Genomic DNA, 17463 nt, shown 5'->3' with positions numbered 1-17463 from the left:
AGAAAATTCCTTGGCGGTCGGCTTTTTGTGGCGATTGCCTGTGGCACCACTACCCGACACTGCCATGGATCAGGCATCACCACCTCGATCAGCTAGAATGGCCGCCTTGCCGTTTCCGAGCCTGCCATGAAACCTGTATTGCCTCACGCCCAACTCGACTGGGACGACCAGGGTCGCCCGTATTCGCGGGTGTTCGACGATGTCTATTTTTCGGACAAGTCAGGCCTTGAAGAGACCCGCTACGTATTTCTCGAACAGAACGGTTTGCGTGAACGCTTCGCCGCGTTGCCCGACGGCGGTCGACTGGTCATTGGCGAAACCGGTTTCGGTACCGGACTTAACTTCCTCTGCGCCTGGCAGTTGTTCGAACAGCACGCCGTGGCCGGTGCACGCCTGCACTTTATCAGTGTCGAAAAGTACCCGCTGAGCCAGCCAGACCTGCAGCGTGCGCTGGCTTTGTGGCCGGAGCTCAAGCCGTTTGCCGATCAATTGCTGGCGCAATACGTGGCGATCCATCAAGGCTTCCAGCGAATGGTCTTGGACAACGGTCGTGTGACCCTGACGTTGCTGATCGGCGATGCGCTGGAGCAATTGCCGCAACTGGACGCGCAGATTGATGCGTGGTTTCTCGACGGTTTTGCCCCGGCGAAAAATCCCGACATGTGGACCGCCGAGTTGTTTGCCGAACTGGCTCGATTGGCAGCGCCCGGCTCGACCATTAGCACGTTCACCAGCACCGGTTGGGTGCGCCGTCTGTTGAACGCGGCGGGCTTCAAGATGAAGCGCACGCCCGGCATCGGTCACAAATGGGAAATCCTGCGCGGTGTGTTTCTGGGCTGGCCTGCAGAAACCCCCACGCCTGTCGTTGCGAAACCCTGGTTTGCCCGCCCAACGCCGTTGACCGGCGAACGTCACGCCTTGGTGATTGGCGCAGGACTGGCCGGTTGCGCAACCGCCGCCAGCCTGGCGGCACGGGGCTGGCAAGTCAGTTTGCTGGAGCGCCACGATGCGCTGGCACAGGAAGCGTCGGGCAATCCACAGGGCGTGTTGTACCTCAAGCTCTCGGCCCATGGCACGGCCTTGTCACAGTTGATTGTCAGTGGTTTCGGTCACACCCGGCGTTTGCTTGAGCACTTGCACCGAGGCGTCGACTGGGACGATTGCGGTGTGCTGCAACTGGCCTTCAACGCCAAGGAAGCCGAACGTCAGGCACAACTGGCGGCGGCGTTTCCCGAGGATTTGCTGCACACACTCGATCAGCAACACGCGCAGATCCGCGCGGGCATCGCGTTGCAATCGGGTGGCCTGTTTTACCCCGAAGGCGGTTGGGTGCATCCGCCCGCCCTGTGCGCATGGCAAGCGGCGCATCCGAATATCCGGTTCCTGCCCCATCACGATGTACTGGAACTGCGTCGTGTCGAAGGGCAATGGCAAGCGTGGGAGGGTCACAAGCTGCTGGCCAACGCAGCGGTGGTGGTGCTGGCCGGCGCCGCCGAGATCAAGCGTTTCGACTTCAGCAGCGACTTGCCGCTCAAACGGATTCGTGGACAGATCACCCGCCTGCCCCAAACACCTGCAAGCCAGAGCCTGAGCACCGTGGTATGCGCCGAAGGTTATGTCGCGCCCGCCCGCCTGGGTGAACACACCCTGGGTGCCAGTTTTGATTTCAACAACGACGACCTGACGCCCACCACGGCCGAGCATGCCGGCAACCTGCAGATGCTCGAAGAAATCTCGGTGGATCTGGTCGCCCGACTCGGCGCAGAGGCCCTGCGACCCGAGGCACTTGAAGGTCGCGCGGCGTTCCGCTGCACCAGCCCCGACTACCTGCCAATTGTCGGCCCTTTGTCTGATCGCCATGCCTTCGCCGACGCCTACATCGCCCTGAGCAAGGACGCCCGGCAAACGCCAGACACCCCATGTCCATGGCTGGACGGTTTGTACGTCAACAGCGGCCACGGCTCACGAGGGCTGATTACCGCGCCGTTGTCAGGCGAGTTGCTCGCGGCCTGGCTCGACAACGAACCGCTGCCATTACCCAGAGCCGTGGCCGAGGCGTGCCATCCGAATCGTTTCGCCTTGCGGCGCCTGATTCGGGGTAAATGAATCCGCATTCTGACGGTTTAATTGATCGATCTATCGGGTGCGGACCGGCGTTTTCGGCTGAAGGCGCCTCCCTGCACATTCCCTCTTATTACTTATCGATCTAAAACTCCCGCGATCCCACCGGGTCAGTTTCTGAGTACCCGCCGTTTTTGGCGGGTATCGATTGACCCTCCCCAACGGAAAAACCGGTAAGGACTTTATGTGCGGATTAGCTGGCGAGTTACGCTTTGATCATCAACCTGCGGACCTTGCAGCCGTTGAACGAATCACCCATCACCTGGCCCCTCGCGGCCCTGACGCGTGGGGCTTTCACAGCCAGGGGCCGATTGCCCTGGGCCACCGTCGCCTGAAAATCATGGACCTGTCGGACGGTTCGGCGCAGCCGATGGTCGACAACCAATTGGGTTTGTCCCTGGCCTTCAATGGCGCGATCTACAACTACCCGGAACTGCGCACCGAACTGGAAAGCCTCGGTTATTCCTTCTATTCCGGTGGTGACACCGAAGTGCTGCTCAAGGGTTATCACGCCTGGGGCGAGGCACTGCTGCCGAAACTCAATGGCATGTTCGCCTTCGCGATCTGGGAACGCGACGCCAAGCGCCTGTTTATCGCGCGTGACCGTCTCGGCGTGAAGCCGCTGTACCTGTCGCGCACCGGCCAGCGCCTGCGCTTTGCCTCGGCGCTGCCGGCGTTGCTCAAAGGCGGCGACATCAACCCGATCCTCGATCCGGTGGCACTCAATCACTATCTGAATTTCCACGCCGTGGTCCCGGCACCGCGCACCTTGCTGGCCGGCATCGAAAAACTGCCACCGGCCACCTGGATGCGCATCGAAGCGGACGGCACCACTGAGCAGAAAACCTGGTGGACCCTGCCTTACGGCCCACACGCCGACGAGATGAACCTGACGCTCGAAGACTGGCGTGACCGTGTACTCGACAGCACCCGCGACGCGGTGGCGATCCGTCAACGTGCGGCCGTGGACGTCGGCGTACTGCTGTCGGGCGGTGTCGATTCGAGCATGCTGGTGGGTCTGTTGCGTGAAGTCGGCGTGGAAAACCTGTCGACCTTCTCTATCGGTTTCCAGGATGCCGGCGGCGAACGTGGTGATGAGTTCCAGTATTCGGACTTGATCGCCAAACACTACAACACGCAGCACCATCAACTGCGCATCGACGAAAAAGAGATCATCGAACAACTGCCCGCGGCGTTCCGCGCCATGAGCGAGCCGATGGTCAGCCATGACTGCATCGCCTTCTACCTGCTGTCACGGGAAGTGGCCAAGCATTGCAAAGTGGTGCAGAGCGGCCAGGGCGCGGACGAGTTGTTCGCCGGCTATCACTGGTACCCACAAGTCGATGGCGCCGCCGATCCGTACGCGGCCTATCGCGATGCGTTCTTCGATCGCAGCTACGAGGATTACGCCGCCACCGTGCAACCGAAATGGCTGACGGCCAATGACGCTGCCGGTGACTTCGTGAAGGAACATTTCGCACAGCCCGGCGCCGAGGCGGCGGTGGATAAAGCCCTGCGTCTGGACAGCACGATCATGTTGGTGGACGACCCGGTCAAACGTGTCGACAACATGACCATGGCCTGGGGCCTGGAAGCGCGCACACCGTTTCTCGACTATCGCCTGGTGGAATTGTCGGCCCGGGTGCCGGGCAAATTCAAACTGCCGGACGGTGGCAAGCAAGTCTTGAAAGAGGCTGCTCGACTGGTCATTCCAAGCGAAGTGATTGACCGCAAGAAAGGTTACTTTCCGGTGCCGGGCCTCAAGCATTTGCAGGGCGATACGCTGAACTGGGTGCGCGAACTGCTGCTCGATCCAAGCCAGGATCGCGGCCTGTTCAACCCGGCCATGCTCGACCGCCTGCTGACCGATCCGCAAGGCCAGTTGACTCCGTTGCGCGGCTCCAAGCTGTGGCAATTGGCGGCGCTGAACCTGTGGCTCAGTGAACAAGGAATCTGATCGATGAAACCCCACGCCACGGCTTACAGCCAACGCTTGTTGCGCGGTCAGTCCCCCTCCTATGAACGTTTGCAGGCACGGCTGGCCGAAGACGGCAGTGAACTCGGCGCGGCGCCGATTGCGGTGCATTGCGGCTGGGGCCGGTTGCTGATCGGCCATACCTTCCCGGACGCGGCGAGCCTGGCGCAAGAGTTGCTCAACGAGCAGCCCGGTGAGCGCGACATCGCCTTGTACGTGGCCGCCCCCAGCAAGTATTGGGGCTGGAACCGGCGCAACTGTTCCTCGACCCTTCCGACACCTTGCGTCTTTGGTTCAGCGATTACCGTCAGTCAACCCGGGTGTTTCGCGGCTTTCGCATTCGCCGGGCGCAAAGCGAGACTGATTGGCAGGCGATCAATCAGCTGTACCAGGCGCGCGGCATGTTGCCCATTGATGCGAATTTGCTGACGCCGCGACATCAGGGCGGCCCGGTGTATTGGCTGGCGGAAGATGAAGACAGCGGCGCGATCATCGGCAGCGTCATGGGCCTCAACCATCACAAAGCGTTCAACGACCCGGAGAACGGCAGCAGCCTGTGGTGCCTGGCGGTCGATCCGCACTGCTCGCGGCCGGGCGTCGGTGAAGTGCTGGTGCGGCATTTGATCGAGCACTTCATGAGCCGTGGGCTGAGTTACCTGGACCTGTCGGTGTTGCACGACAACCGGCAGGCGAAAAGTCTCTACGCCAAGCTTGGTTTTCGCAACCTGTCGACCTTCGCCATCAAGCGCAAGAACGGCATCAACCAGCCGCTGTTTCTGGGTCCTGGGCCTGAGGCCGATTTCAACCCCTATGCGCGGATCATTGTCGAGGAAGCCCATCGACGCGGCATCGATGTGCACGTCGATAATGCCGACGCCGGGATGTTCACCCTCAGCCATGGCGGACGCCGGGTGCGTTGCCGCGAATCCCTGAGCGACCTGACCAGCGCCATCAGCATGAGCCTGTGCCAGGACAAAAGCCTGACGCACAAAGTGCTCAAGGCCGCCGGTTTGAACCTGCCCTCGCAGCAGCTGGCCGGCAACGCCGACGACAACCTGGCGTTTCTCGACGAGCACGAGCGGGTGGTGGTCAAGCCTTTGGATGGTGAGCAAGGTCAAGGCGTCGCGGTGGATTTGCGGACGATTGAAGAGGTCCAGCAAGCCATCGAATCAGCCCGGCAGTTCGACAGCCGCGTGCTGCTGGAAAGTTTCCACGAAGGTCTCGATTTGCGGATTGTGGTGATCGGTTTCGAGGTGGTCGCCGCGGCGATTCGCCGGCCTGCCGAGGTGGTGGGCGATGGTCAGCATTCCATCGGCGCGCTGATCGAAGCGCAGAGTCGGCGTCGGCAGGCGGCCACCAGCGGTGAAAGCAAAATCCCGCTGGACCATGAGACCGAGCGCACGCTGCAGGCGGCGGGTTATGACTACAACAGTATTCTGCCGGCAGGTGAGCATCTGTTCGTCAGGCGTACGGCAAATCTGCATACCGGTGGCGTTCTGGAGGATGTCACGGCGATCTTGCATCCGACCCTGATCGATGCCGCCGTACGGGCTGCGCGGGCGCTGGACATTCCCATGGTCGGGCTCGACCTGATGGTGCCTGCCGCCGATCAACCGGAATACGTGTTTATCGAAGCCAACGAACGCGCCGGGCTGGCCAACCATGAACCGCAGCCGACGGCCGAGCGGTTTGTGGATTTGCTGTTTCCGCACAGTCAGCCGGCAGTTTCCTAGTCACGGGTCGGCTGGACTGACGCCTTCGCGGGCAAGCCTCGCTCCTACAAAGAAACGCGTATTACCTGTAGGAGCGACGCTTGCTCGCGAAGGTGCCAGGTCAGGCACCCAACTTTTCCCTCATCGAAACCATCGATGTTCTTTACTCATCAGGAGTTTCCATGACCAGCAAAATTCCCGAACCGGATCTCAATTACCTGCAAAAAGTCCTGCTGGAAATGCTCGCCATTCCCAGCCCGACCGGCTTTACCGACACCATCGTGCGGTACGTCGCCGAACGCCTTGAAGAATTGGGCATTCCCTTTGAGATGACCCGGCGCGGCACCATCCGCGCCACGCTCAAGGGCAAGAAAAACAGCCCGGACCGTGCGGTCTCCGCTCACCTCGACACCATCGGCGCCGCGGTCCGCGCGGTGAAAGACAACGGTCGCCTGACCCTCGCCCCGGTCGGTTGCTGGTCCAGTCGTTTTGCCGAGGGCAGCCGCGTCAGCCTGTTCACCGACAACGGTGTGATTCGCGGCAGCGTGTTACCGCTGATGGCTTCCGGGCACGCATTCAACACCGCCGTAGATGAATTGCCGATCAGCTGGGATCACGTTGAGTTGCGTCTGGACGCTTACTGCGCCACCCGCGCCGACTGCGATTCCCTGGGGATCAGCGTGGGCGATTTCGTCGCCTTCGACCCGCTGCCGGAGTTCACCGAAAGCGGTCACATCAGCGCCCGTCACCTCGACGACAAGGCGGGTGTTGCGGCGCTGCTGGCGGCGATGAAAGCGATCATCGACAGCGGTGAGGAGTTGATGATCGATTGTCATCCGCTGTTCACCATCACCGAGGAAACCGGCAGCGGCGCGGCGGCTGCGTTGCCTTGGGACGTCAGCGAATTCGTCGGCATCGACATCGCGCCGGTTGCGCCCGGCCAGCATTCCAGCGAACACGCGGTGAGCGTGGCGATGCAGGATTCCGGCGGGCCTTACGACTATCACCTGTCGCGGCACTTGCTCAGGTTAGCCAGTGAAAACGAGTTGCCGGTGCGCCGCGACCTGTTTCGCTATTACTTCAGCGATGCGCATTCGGCGGTCACCGCCGGGCACGACATCCGCACCGCCCTGCTCGCCTTCGGCTGCGATGCCACTCACGGTTACGAGCGCACGCACATCGATAGCCTGGCGGCGCTGAGTCGTCTACTCGGCGCCTACATTCTGAGCCCGCCGGTATTTGCCAGTGATGCGCAGCCGGCAAAGGGCTCGCTGGACCGGTTCAGTCATCAAATCGAGCACGACACGCAGATGGAAAGCGATACGCGGGTGCCGTCGGTGGATAGTCTGGTGGGGCAACGAACAGACAGCTGACCCTGGCTTTTTCAGCGTCTGAGAGATCGCCTTCGCGGGCAAGCCTCGCTCCTACAGGTTTCGTGCATCGACACATAACCAGTAGGAGCGAGGCTTGCCCGCGAAGGCGGTGTATCAGGTACCACATCAGGTCCCGGGCTAGCCGCAACCGATCATTCGCCGTAGCATCGCGCCATTGTTTAGCCGAGGTGCCTATGCTGATTCCCTACGACCAACTTGAAGTCGACACCCTGACCCGCCTGATCGAGGACTTCGTGACCCGCGACGGTACGGACAATGGTGACGACACGCCGCTGGAAACCCGCGTATTGCGTGTTCGCCAGGCATTGACCAAGGGGCAGGCGCTGATCGTTTTTGATCCGGACAGCGAGCAATGCCAGTTGATGCTCAAGCACGATGTGCCCAAGCACCTGTTCGACTGAGGCGCTCAGCGTCTTTTGGTTTTCGCCAGTTTGACCTGGATGCGATCGTAGACCTCGGCCCGGTGCACATTGACGTTTTGTGGCGCTTCGACACCGAAGCGCACGCTGCCTCCGTTGACGGCGATGATGCGCACTGAAATGTTGTCACCGATGGAAATCATCTCGCCCACAACGCGACTGAGTACAAGCATGGCATTCATCCTTCAGGGTTACCGGCCCTCGAAGATGCCCGGCCCGCAGCCGCTCTTCAATGCAACAGCGGCAAATCAGTCCCGCCCTACAGCGCAGGAAGATGCCCCTTACGGAAACGTCTGACAAATCGTTTGAATGCCGCTTCAGGAAGCAGAGAAACGCGGGCCGAACAGAATCACACTGGCCCCGATCACGCACAGCGCCACGCCCAGCCAGTCTGAGCCCAGGGGACGAACTCGCTCGATCACCGCCAGCCAACCGATCGAGGCGACGATGTAAATGCCCCCATAGGCGGCATAGGCGCGACCGGCGTAAGTCGCCTCGACACGGGTCAGCAACAGCGCGAACAACGTCAGGCTGAGCAGCGCCGGCACCACCCACCACATGCTCTTACCTTGGCGCAGCCACATCCAGAAGGCGAAGCAGCCGGCGATTTCGAACAGCGCCGCAAGGAAAAACCACAGGTAATTGAGCATGCATACGTCTCGTAAGGATGACCGGTTGCGGCCACCCTAACGACGGTGTTGCGCACGGGCAAGTTCAGCCTGCGTTTTGTTTAGCCTTGGCGCGCATTTTGTCGGCCATGGTGGTCATTTCGTTGTAAAGCAGTTGCGGGTTCTTCTGCTTGAGTGCCCAGGCCATGCGGCCCTGTTCGTGGGGCAGGATCATGAATTCACCGGCGGCGACGTGCTCATAGATGTAATCGGCAATGTCCGTCGCGGTGATCGGCGAACTTTCCAGCAGTTTGCCGACCTGGGCTTTCATGGCCGGAGTCGGGCCACGGAAGGAATCCAGCAGGTTGGTCTGGAAGAACGACGGGCAGACCACGTGCACGCCCACTTCCTGTTGCGCCAATTCGACCAGCAGGCTTTCGGACAGGGCCACTACGCCGGCCTTGGCCACGTTGTAGTTGCTCATGGCCGGGCCTTGCATGAGAGCGGCCATGGACGCGATGTTGATGATTTTGCCTTTGCTTTTTTCCAGCAGCGGCAGGAAGGCCTTGCAGCCCTTGACCACGCCCATCAGGTTGATCGCGATCTGCCAGTCCCAATCTTCCAGGGACAGTTCACTGAAGAACCCGCCCGAGGCCACGCCAGCGTTGTTGACGATGACATCGATGCCGCCAAGTTTCTCTTCGCAGGCCTGGGCGAAAGCGGTCAGTTGACTGTAATCGCGCACATCGCAACGCTGGATAAAACCGTCGCCACCCGCTTCGCGAACCAGCTTCAGGGTTTCCTGCAGACCGGGTTCGCTGACGTCCGACAAGGCCAGCTGCCAGCCTTCACGCGCCCAGCGCAGCGCGATTTCGCGACCCAGGCCTGAGCCCGCGCCAGTGATCATCATGCGATTTTGCATAGCAAACAGCCTTGTTGTTCTGGGGAAGATGCGCTGAGTGTAGCGAAGGACATCGCGCGACCCACGCTCCATCAGATTGCTGAATGGTCCGAGCAAACCGAGGGAGCGCCGGAATCAACTAACACCGCCAAAAACGAAATAAGGCTTTCTTCGAAAAACATTAAAAAAACTTGGAATTTTCCGACGCACGCGACAGTCGGATTTTGTAAGCAGCTCGGGTTTATTGCAGTCCGACTGACAGTTAAAAGCTAGGTCATTCCAGAACACTTCCAACAAGGAAATAGACATGGGCACAATTCTTATCGTAATTCTGATTCTCCTGCTGGTAGGTGGTTTGCCGGTCTTTCCACACTCCAGAAGTTGGGGTTATGGCCCGTCGGGTATCATCGGCGTGGTGTTGGTGGTGCTGTTGATTCTGCTGTTACTTGGCAAGATATAAAGATTTAACAGGCAAAAAAAAAGAGGCCCTCGAAGGGCCTCTTTTTTATTGCGCCGAAAGCTTAGTCCGGCTTGCCGTCAACCACACCGGCGGTGTTGTCGATCAGGCTCTTGGTGGCCGTCTGGATGAACGACTCGAGTTTCTGCTTGAGGGCCGCTTCGTCAGCCGACGCCGGGATCAGTTCGCCTTTCGAATTGGCGCCCAGTTCGTACTGATACAACTTGGGCGGCATTTCCTTAGGCAGCACCAACACGCGATCCGCGGTCAGCAACGCTACGGTTTGATCGCTGCCCGATGGCTTGATTACGCCGAAGCCCTTGTCGCCTTCCGGCAGGTTCAGCAAGTCACGCCCCCAGCACTGGTGAATCACGTCGCCACCGATACGCCCCATGATGGTCGGCACGATGTCGATCTGGGTGCCCACGGTGTGGTCAACCTGGCCGAATTTTTCCTGCACGCCCGGCCCGATCAGCAGCATCGGTACGTTGAATCGGCCCAGGTCCATTTCGGTGATCTGCTGCTCGTTGCCGAAACCATGGTCGCCGACCACCACGAACAGGGTTTCCTTGAAGTACGGCTCTTTACGCGCCTGCTCGAAGAACTGACCCAGCGCCCAGTCGGAGTAGCGCATGGCGGTCAAATGTTCGTTGAGGCTGCCACGGTCGGTCACGCGCTCGACCGGCAAAGGCGTCGGCAAGGCGTAAGGCGTGTGGTTGGACAAGGTTTGCAGCAAGGCATAGAACGGTTTTTTGTCCTTGCCGTCGCGGGCCTTCAACTCTTCCAGACCCCGGTTGAACATGTCCTGGTCAGACACGCCCCAGGTCGGGTCGGAGAACACCGGGTTAACGAAGTCGTTACGCCCGATGAAGTTGGTCATGCCCTGGTTGCTGAAGAAGCCCGACTGGTTGTCCCAGGCGAAGTCACCGTTGTAGACGTACACATCGTCGTAGTCACGGGCGCTGAGCAACTGTGGCAGGCCGGACAGTTTGTGGCTGCCTTCCGGGGTCTGCATCAGGTATTCGAAGCCCGGCAGGTTCGGGAAGCAGGCCATTGTGGCGAACATGCCCTGGTGGGTATGGGTGCCGTTGGAGAAGAAGCGGTCGAACAACAGGCCTTCTTTGGACAGCTTGTCGAAGTACGGCGTGACGTTACCCGGACGACCCAGCGCGCCCACCGAGTGACCGGCGAAGCTTTCCATCAGGATCACAACGACGTTCTTGATCGGCAGGGTCTTGTCAGCGGCCGGAGAGTAGTTACGACGCACGGCAGCGGTTTCGCCATCCACCAGTTTGTCGCTTGGGGTCAGCAACATATCGCGGACGGTCTGCTGAGCCACTGGTTGGTCCAGCGTGGCTTTCCAGATGTTGTCGCGCTCTTCGGACATCCGGCTCTTGGCCGCCGCGATCAGCGACAGGGTGCCGTTGAGGCCCAACTGGTTGGCGAAGTTCGAATCGGTGGTGTAGACGTCACCCCAACGCAGCGGCGGGCCCTGACGCAGGGTGCCACGAGCGGCAACCACGCAAACCAGCAGACAGACCACGAACACGACGCCTCGCGTATACCACGGGGCGATCTGGCGCGCGCCGATGCTGCCGCCACTGAACGGGCCGCGAGGACGGGTCGCGCGGTCGGCGCCCTTGAACGCGAGGGTCAGGATCAACGTGCCGAAAGCCCAGGCCAGCAGGTAGCGAACCACAGGAAAACCGTACCAGAGCATGCTCATCACGGTTTTCGGGTCTTCCTTCACATATTGGAAGACCAAGCCATTGAGGCGCTGGTGGAACTCGCGGTAGAAATCCATCTCCATCAGGCCCAGGAACAGCGCGGTGCTCGCTGCGATGGTCAGCCAGAAGCGGAAGAACCCGCGAGCGGCCATGGCCCGGGCGCTGAACAGTGCCAGAATCAGCGGAATGCAGAGGTAGACCACCAGGCGCAGGTCGAAACGCAGACCATTGGCAAACGCCTCGATGAAGGTCGAGGCGGGTGAATCCTGGATCATTTCGCGGTTGTAGACCAGCAGCGCAACGCGCAGCAGGCTGAACATGACCATCATGACCATGGCGCACAGCAGCGTGTAGGCCAGGTGCGATTTGACGGTCGGTTGCAGCAGGCGACTAGAAGCTCGCTGCTGACTCAGGGCGTCCGGGTTTGCCATGTCGTTTTAGGACCCATTGGAAGTTGAAGTTTCAAAAATAAAGCGGCGCCCTGCCCTCTGTTGGCCAGTTCACGGCCCCGGGGCTTGCGCGGTGCGCAAATGTTGCACGATCACCCGCAGCATTGCCATTGATTAGTGCCCGGCAGGCTGACGCGGGCGAATTGTCTTGGAGGCGTTGTGAAAATTTCGTGCAACGTATATCTGGAAACAAAATATTCCGGTGAGAGCCGGCCTGTTCGCGATAGCGGTGGATCAGTCGACACCTCTTTCGGATGAGAAACCGCTATCGCGAGCCGGTTCGCTCCCACATGGATTGCGCATAACTGACGATTGCCCAATAAAAAACGCCCCGAGAGGTCGGGGCGCTTCATGAAACAGCGTGCGATTACTTCTCGGCGCGCTCTTTCAGGGCCTTGAGCGTGTTGAATGGCGCATCGACCACGAACTTGTTGGCGACCATCGATGGGATGCTGCCGCCTGGCTCGGTGTGCACCTGGTAGGTCACTTCGATCTGGTCACCCTTGGGGACGAACTTCCAGAAACCATCGACCTTGGTGACTCGCACGAAGCCCTTTTCCTCAGCCACGTACTTCGGCACGCCTTCAAGCTTGCGGGTCAGGCTGCCGTCGGCGCCTTCGGTGGTGGTGATATGCAACACCGAATCACGCGGAGTCACCGGCCACGGGGTATTGAACTGGGTGTAGGTCCAGTTCTGATCACCTTCGTGCTTGAGCAGCTTCTGGGTCTTGCAGTCGTGAATCCAAGTGCAGGCGCCTGCCACGTCTTCCTGCAGCGCGCGCAATTTGGCCATGGTGGTCTTCATCAGGGTGACGCCCTGGTACGCTTTGTAATCGGAACCGGCCACTTCACTCAGGGACACCTTGATGCCGTCTTCATTCTTGGCGACTTTCCAGTCCTCGGCCTGTGCAGCCGTGGTGGCCAGCACCACCGTCAAACCACACAGCACAGCCATTCGATGCAGCGAACCCATAGTCTTATTCCTTTTTGTTGAAGTTCCGTTCTCAGGACACATCATGCAGCCGTCATCTGCTCCCACCATCCCAGCAGCTTGATCGCTTCGTCACTGCTGCTTCCGCAGACTTCAACGTCGGCTTCAAACGCCGAACATACGGCAGGACGTTGTGGATCGCCGAAAATGCTGCACAGGTTATCGACAGACAGTTGGATGCAACGTTCGCCAGCGGCTTTGCCATTGGGCATGCCGGGAATCGGTGAACTGATGGAAGGGGCAATGCAACAGGCGCCACAGCCTTCACGGCATTTCATGACGACAAGCTCCTCGCGACGGGTGATGTGTTAATGGACGGGGCACAGAGTAACCGCTAAAACAGCTGTTTTAAATTACCTGGACCGGGGTTTTTACGCTCAAACGAACGTGACTGACCAGTCTCCGACAAAGCGTCTGGGTCGCGGGTCACGAATCAGTGCAGATTTACTGTTTGAACTCGAAATCCAGCGCTGCGCCTTCGACGTCCCGGCGCTCTTCATTGCGCAGTTGCAACTGCATTTCGTTGCTGAGCAGCCGGCCGTTGAGCTGAAATTGACTGTTCTTGTCACCGAACATCTCCGGCAACACGGAGTCGCGTCGTGGCATAGGGACCGTACCGACCGGTTTCAGCTCTTCGACCAAATCTTTAGGCAGGCTCAGGTCCAGATCGGCGGAAGGGAGCTGAGTCTTCGCCACTTCTCGGGCCGATTTAGACTTTGAAGCAATCGGCGGCCGCTTTTTCAGCACAGCCGGTTTCTTTTTGACTGGCGCGACGTTTTTTTTCACCGCAGTAGTTTTCTTCGCGGCAACTGGTTTTTTCGACGTTGTTGCGCTGGCTGCCGGCTTTTCCTGAGTCGAAGCCGCCATGACGCCTTGGACATTAACGGTCAAGAGGAGGCAGATCGATAGGCAGGCGGCAGGAAAAATCGGTTTCATGGAACCAACGACGCTAACGGCAGAGGGCCATATGCTCGCCTGTTGTACGCAACATGACAAGCACGTGTACGAAACGACCGACGCGCTTGTCAGAAACCGCTGGTCGTCTCCTGGCACAGCTGAGTCGCCAACATTCCCAACGTCATCAATGCGCGCTCGGCTTCACGGTTCCAGGGCGTTCCACAGTTCAAGCGGATGCAGTGATTGAACTGCTCGGTGTTACTGAAAATCAGCCCCGGCGCGATACTGATGCCCTGCTGCAAGGCACGCACATGCAGTTCCTGAGTGTTGACCCGCCCCGGCAGACTGACCCACAGAATGAAACCGCCTGTTGGCCGGGTCATCTGCGTGCCTTCCGGGAAATACTGCTGCACGGCCAACTGGAAGGCGCTCAGGTTCTTGCGGTATTCCTGACGGATGTAGCGCAAGTGACGGTCGTAACCGCCATTCTCCAGGTACGCGGCGATGCCCATCTGCGTGACGCTGCACGCCGAATGCGTGCTGAACGTTTGCAAACGCTGAATCTCTTGCTGGTATTTGCCGGCAATCATCCAGCCAATCCGCACGCCCGGTGACAGGGTCTTGGAGAAGCTCGAGCAATAAATCACCCGATCCAGCCGATCGTAGGCCTTGAGCGATTTGGTCCGGCCTTGTTCGAACATCAACTCGCCGTAGATGTCGTCTTCAACGATCTGGATATCGAAATCCGAGGCCAGGCGCAGCAGTTGTTTCTGCCGCTCTTCGGGCATGGTACCGCCCAGTGGATTACTCAGACGCGTGGTCAGTACCAGCGCCTTGATCGACCACTGGTTGGCCGCCAATTGCAGGGCTTCGAGGCTCATGCCAGTCGCCGGGTCGCTGGGGATCTCGATGACTTTGAGACCCAGCAAGTCGGCCAGTTGCAGCAAACCGTAATAAGTCGGCGATTCGGCGGCGATCAGGTCGCCCGGCCGGGTCAGCACGCGAAGAGACATCTGCAATGCATCGACACAGCCGTGGGTGATCACCACTTCGGACGGATCGACCACCACGCCGGCATCACGCATGCGGATCGCCACCTGCCGGCGCAACGGTTCAAAACCGGGGCTGAACATGTAGCTGAAGGCACGCGGGCTATGGAAACGGGTGACTTTTGCCAATTGCTGGTGCAAGGCGCGGACCGGCAGATAATCGACGCTCGGCACCGCTGCGCCCAAGGGAAAAACACCCTCGCGGCGGGATTCGACCAGCACTTGCTGAATGATGCTGCTACGGGTGACCAGGCCGGGCCGCTCGACCCGGGCGATGTCCGGCGTGGGCGCCGTCAGGGCCGGCGTCTGGTGCACGTAGTAACCCGACTGCGGCCGGGCGCGGATCAGCCCTTGATCCTCGAGATTGGCGTAAGCCTGCAAAACAGTCGCATGGCTGACGTTGAGCTGCGAGCTCATCTTGCGCACCGAAGGCACGCGTTCCCCCGGTTGATAGACACCACGACGGATATCTTCGGCCAGTTGCTGAGCAATACGTTGGTAGAGCAAGAGATTGGTCATGACGCAGCACTCGATTTCACGGGCATTTTATTCTTGTGTGAAACAATACCGGAACAGTTTAGAAGTGTACTGGGACAGTTGCCACAATAGTCGACCGTACAGTGCAGTGTCAGCAAAAACTGTACTGTTTTGAGAGCCAATTGGCAGGCGCAAAAAAACCCGGCGCTGTCAGGCAGGCCGGGTTTTCCAGTAACGCAGCCCTTAGCGGGCGGCGCCGAGCTGGCCTTTTTCGTCGGAGAACACAATTTCCACCCGACGGTTCTGTGCACGACCACGCTCGGAAGCATTCACGTCCACCGGGTATTCATCGCCGTAGCCTTCGACTTTGATACGTTTGTCGTCGATACCCAGGTCCATCAGCACGTTCGCCACCGATTGCGCACGGTCACGGGACAACTTGAGGTTGTCCTGCTTGCCGCCTGTGCTGTCGGTGTAGCCCTCGATACGGACCACGCGCTTGGGGTTGAGCTGCAGAAACTGCACGATCTTCAGGACCACGCGGTTCGCCGAATTCTTCAACTCCGCTTCGCCGGTGTCGAACAGCACGTCGCCCAGGGTCATCACCAGGCCACGGTCGGTCTGGGTGGTTGCCAGGGCAACAATCTGTTCTTCGAGCCACTTGCCTTGCTGCTGCACGCTGAGCAATTTGGACTCGCGCAAGGCCAGTTGCAGGCGCTGACGTTCCAGTTCGAGCTTCGCCGCGCGCTCTTCGTTGAGCACCTGATTGGTGTGCTCACGGGCAATTTCGCTGTAGCGCTGGCTCAGGTAGGCGTAATGCACCACATCCGAGCCGCTGCCCCAGTAACTGGAAAGACGATCAGCACGGGCCAGGGATTCACCGGCACGAATCACGTCCTTGGGCGCGATTCGCAGCACGTTGGAGTCTTCCTTGACCTTCTGGAAGTCAGTCCCGGCCTGCTGCAATGCAGTTTCGCTGTGTTGGCCGGCGCAGCCGTAAAGGCTTGCACAACCTGCGAGGATCAATCCGCCGAGTGCTTTGGACTTGAGGCTCATTGGGCATCTCCCAGCTGCTTACGCAGGCGAGTGATGCGGGTATTGAGCACATTCAACTGCTCCTCACTCTTGAGGGTCAGCACCTTGGCTTCAGCCAGACGCGCGTCCAGTTCAGCCTGCTCGGCCCGCATGCGCGCATGCCTGTAGGACTGATCCGTCATGTCGCCCTGGGCACGGGAAAACTTGTCTTCGGCCAGTTTGAGTTCCGGCACGTCGGCGGCGGTGGCGCCTACGGCTTTGGCTTGTTCAAGCGCCTGTTCGGTCAAGCGTATTTGTTCATTCGGCGCCGGATCGGCTGCACAACCCGCCAGAGCCAGAACGGCCAGGGCAGCGAAAAGAGGTCGAATACTCACTAAAAATCCCTACTGTTTTGGGGTACTGACGGGTTGCTGTTGCTGCGCTGTCCAACGCTCAATATTGCGTTGCAGCACGCTTTCCGTCAGTCCGGACGCGGGCAATTCTGTCATCTTTTTGGCCAGCTGTCCGCGCAACCACGGATCGTTGCAGGCGGAGTTATGGGAAACCGCGAGGAACAGGCCAGGTTTGTCGACCGGTTGGGGAAGAGCGATCAGGTCGTTGGCCATGCTCAGCGATTGCGCGGCGGCCATGCCCGAGTAGCGTCCGGCGAGGACAAACTCCACCTCGCCCAGCAGCAGTTTCTGAAAGGCCTGGGTCAGGTTCGGGGTACGCACGAGGGTCAATTGCTGGTCGGCGAAAGTGCCGAATGCCTGGGTCATTCGAGACTTTTCCGACACGGCACCCGGATGGCCGTGAAGGTCTTGCGCCTGGTTATAGACCAATGCCGAGTTTTTTCGGGTCCAGACCAGATAGTCGTTTTCCAGCAACGGCGGATGGATGTAATCCAGGGTGTCCAGCTCGCTGACGGTCAACGGCGCGTCGGCCAGCATGTCCATGCGTCCGCTGCGCACTTCGTCCAGGGCCTGGGCGCGCTTGCCGGCGTAAAGCAGTTCGACTTTGATGCCCAACTCCCCTGCCACGTGTTGCAACAGGTCTGCGCTGGCGCCGATCAGGTACTTGGGGTTTTGCGGGTCTTGCCACAAGTACGGCGGCGCGTCCGGGCTTCCGGTCACCACCAGGCGTTCGCACTTGCCTGCCGCCACGGCTAGCGCCGGCAGCACCGTCAGCCCCAGCAGTAATGACCAGCCACCCACGCGACGCAAATCCATGGCAACACTCTCCACTCAAATCCGGAACAAAAAAAAGCCCGAC

The 17463-nt window shown here is 59.8% G+C and carries 16 protein-coding genes and 1 pseudogene; 6 read left to right on the top strand and 11 right to left on the bottom strand.

Annotated features, from left to right (window positions below; all coding sequences use genetic code 11):
* Positions 1-126 precede the first annotated feature (126 nt).
* From mnmC to HP062_RS29395, 5 genes and pseudogenes are all read left to right on the top strand, one after another.
* A complete protein-coding gene (gene mnmC / locus HP062_RS29415) occupies positions 127-2106 on the top strand; it encodes a bifunctional tRNA (5-methylaminomethyl-2-thiouridine)(34)-methyltransferase MnmD/FAD-dependent 5-carboxymethylaminomethyl-2-thiouridine(34) oxidoreductase MnmC (RefSeq protein ID WP_172792437.1) in 1980 nt (659 codons plus the stop codon).
* A 199-nt stretch (positions 2107-2305) separates the two neighbouring features.
* On the top strand, positions 2306-4078 hold the full coding sequence (locus HP062_RS29410; protein WP_172792436.1) for an N-acetylglutaminylglutamine amidotransferase: 1773 nt from the start codon (positions 2306-2308) through the stop codon (positions 4076-4078).
* Positions 4079-4081: 3 nt separating this feature from the next.
* Positions 4082-5829 (top strand): annotated as a pseudogene (gene ngg, locus HP062_RS29405) (N-acetylglutaminylglutamine synthetase).
* Positions 5830-5990: 161 nt separating this feature from the next.
* Complete coding sequence (locus HP062_RS29400; protein WP_010461749.1) at positions 5991-7181, top strand: osmoprotectant NAGGN system M42 family peptidase; 1191 nt, start codon at positions 5991-5993, stop codon at positions 7179-7181.
* A 194-nt stretch (positions 7182-7375) separates the two neighbouring features.
* Positions 7376-7603: a YheU family protein gene (locus HP062_RS29395; RefSeq protein ID WP_010461751.1), complete on the top strand. Its 228-nt coding sequence runs from the start codon at positions 7376-7378 to the stop codon at positions 7601-7603.
* A 5-nt stretch (positions 7604-7608) separates the two neighbouring features.
* Here the strand turns inward: HP062_RS29395 and csrA are convergent, their stop codons facing one another.
* From csrA to HP062_RS29380, 3 genes are all read right to left on the bottom strand, one after another.
* A complete protein-coding gene (gene csrA / locus HP062_RS29390) occupies positions 7609-7794 on the bottom strand; it encodes a carbon storage regulator CsrA (RefSeq protein WP_010461752.1) in 186 nt (61 codons plus the stop codon).
* A gap of 144 nt (positions 7795-7938) precedes the next feature.
* Positions 7939-8271 carry a YnfA family protein gene (locus tag HP062_RS29385; RefSeq protein WP_077747972.1) on the bottom strand — a complete coding sequence of 111 codons (333 nt, stop codon included), beginning with the start codon at positions 8269-8271 and terminating at the stop codon, positions 7939-7941.
* A gap of 64 nt (positions 8272-8335) precedes the next feature.
* Positions 8336-9151 (bottom strand): SDR family oxidoreductase, encoded by an 816-nt coding sequence (locus HP062_RS29380; protein WP_010461756.1) that lies wholly within the window; start codon positions 9149-9151, stop codon positions 8336-8338.
* A gap of 280 nt (positions 9152-9431) precedes the next feature.
* Here HP062_RS29380 and HP062_RS29375 point away from each other — a divergent pair, with 280 nt between their 5' ends.
* Positions 9432-9590 carry a DUF3309 family protein gene (locus HP062_RS29375; protein ID WP_169858239.1) on the top strand — a complete coding sequence of 53 codons (159 nt, stop codon included), beginning with the start codon at positions 9432-9434 and terminating at the stop codon, positions 9588-9590.
* A 61-nt stretch (positions 9591-9651) separates the two neighbouring features.
* Here HP062_RS29375 and HP062_RS29370 read toward each other — a convergent pair whose 3' ends face one another.
* The 8 genes from HP062_RS29370 to HP062_RS29335 all read right to left on the bottom strand — a co-directional run bounded on the left by HP062_RS29370 (position 9652) and on the right by HP062_RS29335 (position 17420).
* Entirely contained in the window at positions 9652-11745 is a 2094-nt protein-coding gene (locus tag HP062_RS29370) for an LTA synthase family protein (protein ID WP_010461762.1), read from the bottom strand.
* A gap of 385 nt (positions 11746-12130) precedes the next feature.
* The gene (locus HP062_RS29365) at positions 12131-12736 is read right to left on the bottom strand and encodes an START domain-containing protein (protein ID WP_010461763.1); all 606 of its coding nucleotides are present in this window, start codon (positions 12734-12736) and stop codon (positions 12131-12133) included.
* A gap of 41 nt (positions 12737-12777) precedes the next feature.
* The gene (locus HP062_RS29360) at positions 12778-13032 is read right to left on the bottom strand and encodes a YkgJ family cysteine cluster protein (RefSeq protein ID WP_010461764.1); all 255 of its coding nucleotides are present in this window, start codon (positions 13030-13032) and stop codon (positions 12778-12780) included.
* Positions 13033-13198: 166 nt separating this feature from the next.
* The gene (locus tag HP062_RS29355; protein WP_042932282.1) at positions 13199-13690 is read right to left on the bottom strand and encodes a hypothetical protein; all 492 of its coding nucleotides are present in this window, start codon (positions 13688-13690) and stop codon (positions 13199-13201) included.
* Positions 13691-13779: 89 nt separating this feature from the next.
* Positions 13780-15219 carry a PLP-dependent aminotransferase family protein gene (locus HP062_RS29350; protein ID WP_010461766.1) on the bottom strand — a complete coding sequence of 480 codons (1440 nt, stop codon included), beginning with the start codon at positions 15217-15219 and terminating at the stop codon, positions 13780-13782.
* Positions 15220-15420: 201 nt separating this feature from the next.
* Entirely contained in the window at positions 15421-16233 is an 813-nt protein-coding gene (locus HP062_RS29345; RefSeq protein ID WP_077747974.1) for an OmpA family protein, read from the bottom strand.
* A complete protein-coding gene (locus HP062_RS29340; RefSeq protein WP_010461770.1) occupies positions 16230-16586 on the bottom strand; it encodes a DUF4398 domain-containing protein in 357 nt (118 codons plus the stop codon). The genes HP062_RS29345 and HP062_RS29340 overlap by 4 nt, the downstream gene beginning before the upstream one ends.
* Positions 16587-16595: 9 nt before the next feature.
* Complete coding sequence (locus HP062_RS29335) at positions 16596-17420, bottom strand: ABC transporter substrate-binding protein (protein WP_172792435.1); 825 nt, start codon at positions 17418-17420, stop codon at positions 16596-16598.
* Between the last annotated feature and the right edge of the window lie 43 nt (positions 17421-17463).

This window comes from Pseudomonas sp. B14-6, from assembly GCF_013260315.1.
Taxonomy (GTDB): domain Bacteria; phylum Pseudomonadota; class Gammaproteobacteria; order Pseudomonadales; family Pseudomonadaceae; genus Aquipseudomonas; species Aquipseudomonas mandelii.
Note: the sequence above shows the minus strand (reverse complement) of the source record. Positions and strands in the feature narration are given on the sequence as shown.

Excerpts from the sequence above, each read along its gene's own strand:
- HP062_RS29365 (WP_010461763.1), bottom strand. The coding sequence starts at position 12,736 with ATGGGTTCGCTGCATCGAATGGCTGTGCTGTGTGGTTTGACGGTGGTG.
- mnmC (WP_172792437.1), top strand. The coding sequence starts at position 127 with ATGAAACCTGTATTGCCTCACGCCCAACTCGACTGGGACGACCAGGGT.
- HP062_RS29360 (WP_010461764.1), bottom strand. The coding sequence starts at position 13,032 with ATGAAATGCCGTGAAGGCTGTGGCGCCTGTTGCATTGCCCCTTCCATC.
- csrA (WP_010461752.1), bottom strand. The coding sequence starts at position 7,794 with ATGCTTGTACTCAGTCGCGTTGTGGGCGAGATGATTTCCATCGGTGAC.
- HP062_RS29345 (WP_077747974.1), bottom strand. The coding sequence starts at position 16,233 with ATGAGCCTCAAGTCCAAAGCACTCGGCGGATTGATCCTCGCAGGTTGT.
- HP062_RS29395 (WP_010461751.1), top strand. The coding sequence starts at position 7,376 with ATGCTGATTCCCTACGACCAACTTGAAGTCGACACCCTGACCCGCCTG.
- HP062_RS29335 (WP_172792435.1), bottom strand. The coding sequence starts at position 17,420 with ATGGATTTGCGTCGCGTGGGTGGCTGGTCATTACTGCTGGGGCTGACG.
- HP062_RS29370 (WP_010461762.1), bottom strand. The coding sequence starts at position 11,745 with ATGGCAAACCCGGACGCCCTGAGTCAGCAGCGAGCTTCTAGTCGCCTG.
- HP062_RS29385 (WP_077747972.1), bottom strand. The coding sequence starts at position 8,271 with ATGCTCAATTACCTGTGGTTTTTCCTTGCGGCGCTGTTCGAAATCGCC.
- HP062_RS29400 (WP_010461749.1), top strand. The coding sequence starts at position 5,991 with ATGACCAGCAAAATTCCCGAACCGGATCTCAATTACCTGCAAAAAGTC.
- HP062_RS29355 (WP_042932282.1), bottom strand. The coding sequence starts at position 13,690 with ATGAAACCGATTTTTCCTGCCGCCTGCCTATCGATCTGCCTCCTCTTG.
- HP062_RS29410 (WP_172792436.1), top strand. The coding sequence starts at position 2,306 with ATGTGCGGATTAGCTGGCGAGTTACGCTTTGATCATCAACCTGCGGAC.
- HP062_RS29350 (WP_010461766.1), bottom strand. The coding sequence starts at position 15,219 with ATGACCAATCTCTTGCTCTACCAACGTATTGCTCAGCAACTGGCCGAA.
- HP062_RS29380 (WP_010461756.1), bottom strand. The coding sequence starts at position 9,151 with ATGCAAAATCGCATGATGATCACTGGCGCGGGCTCAGGCCTGGGTCGC.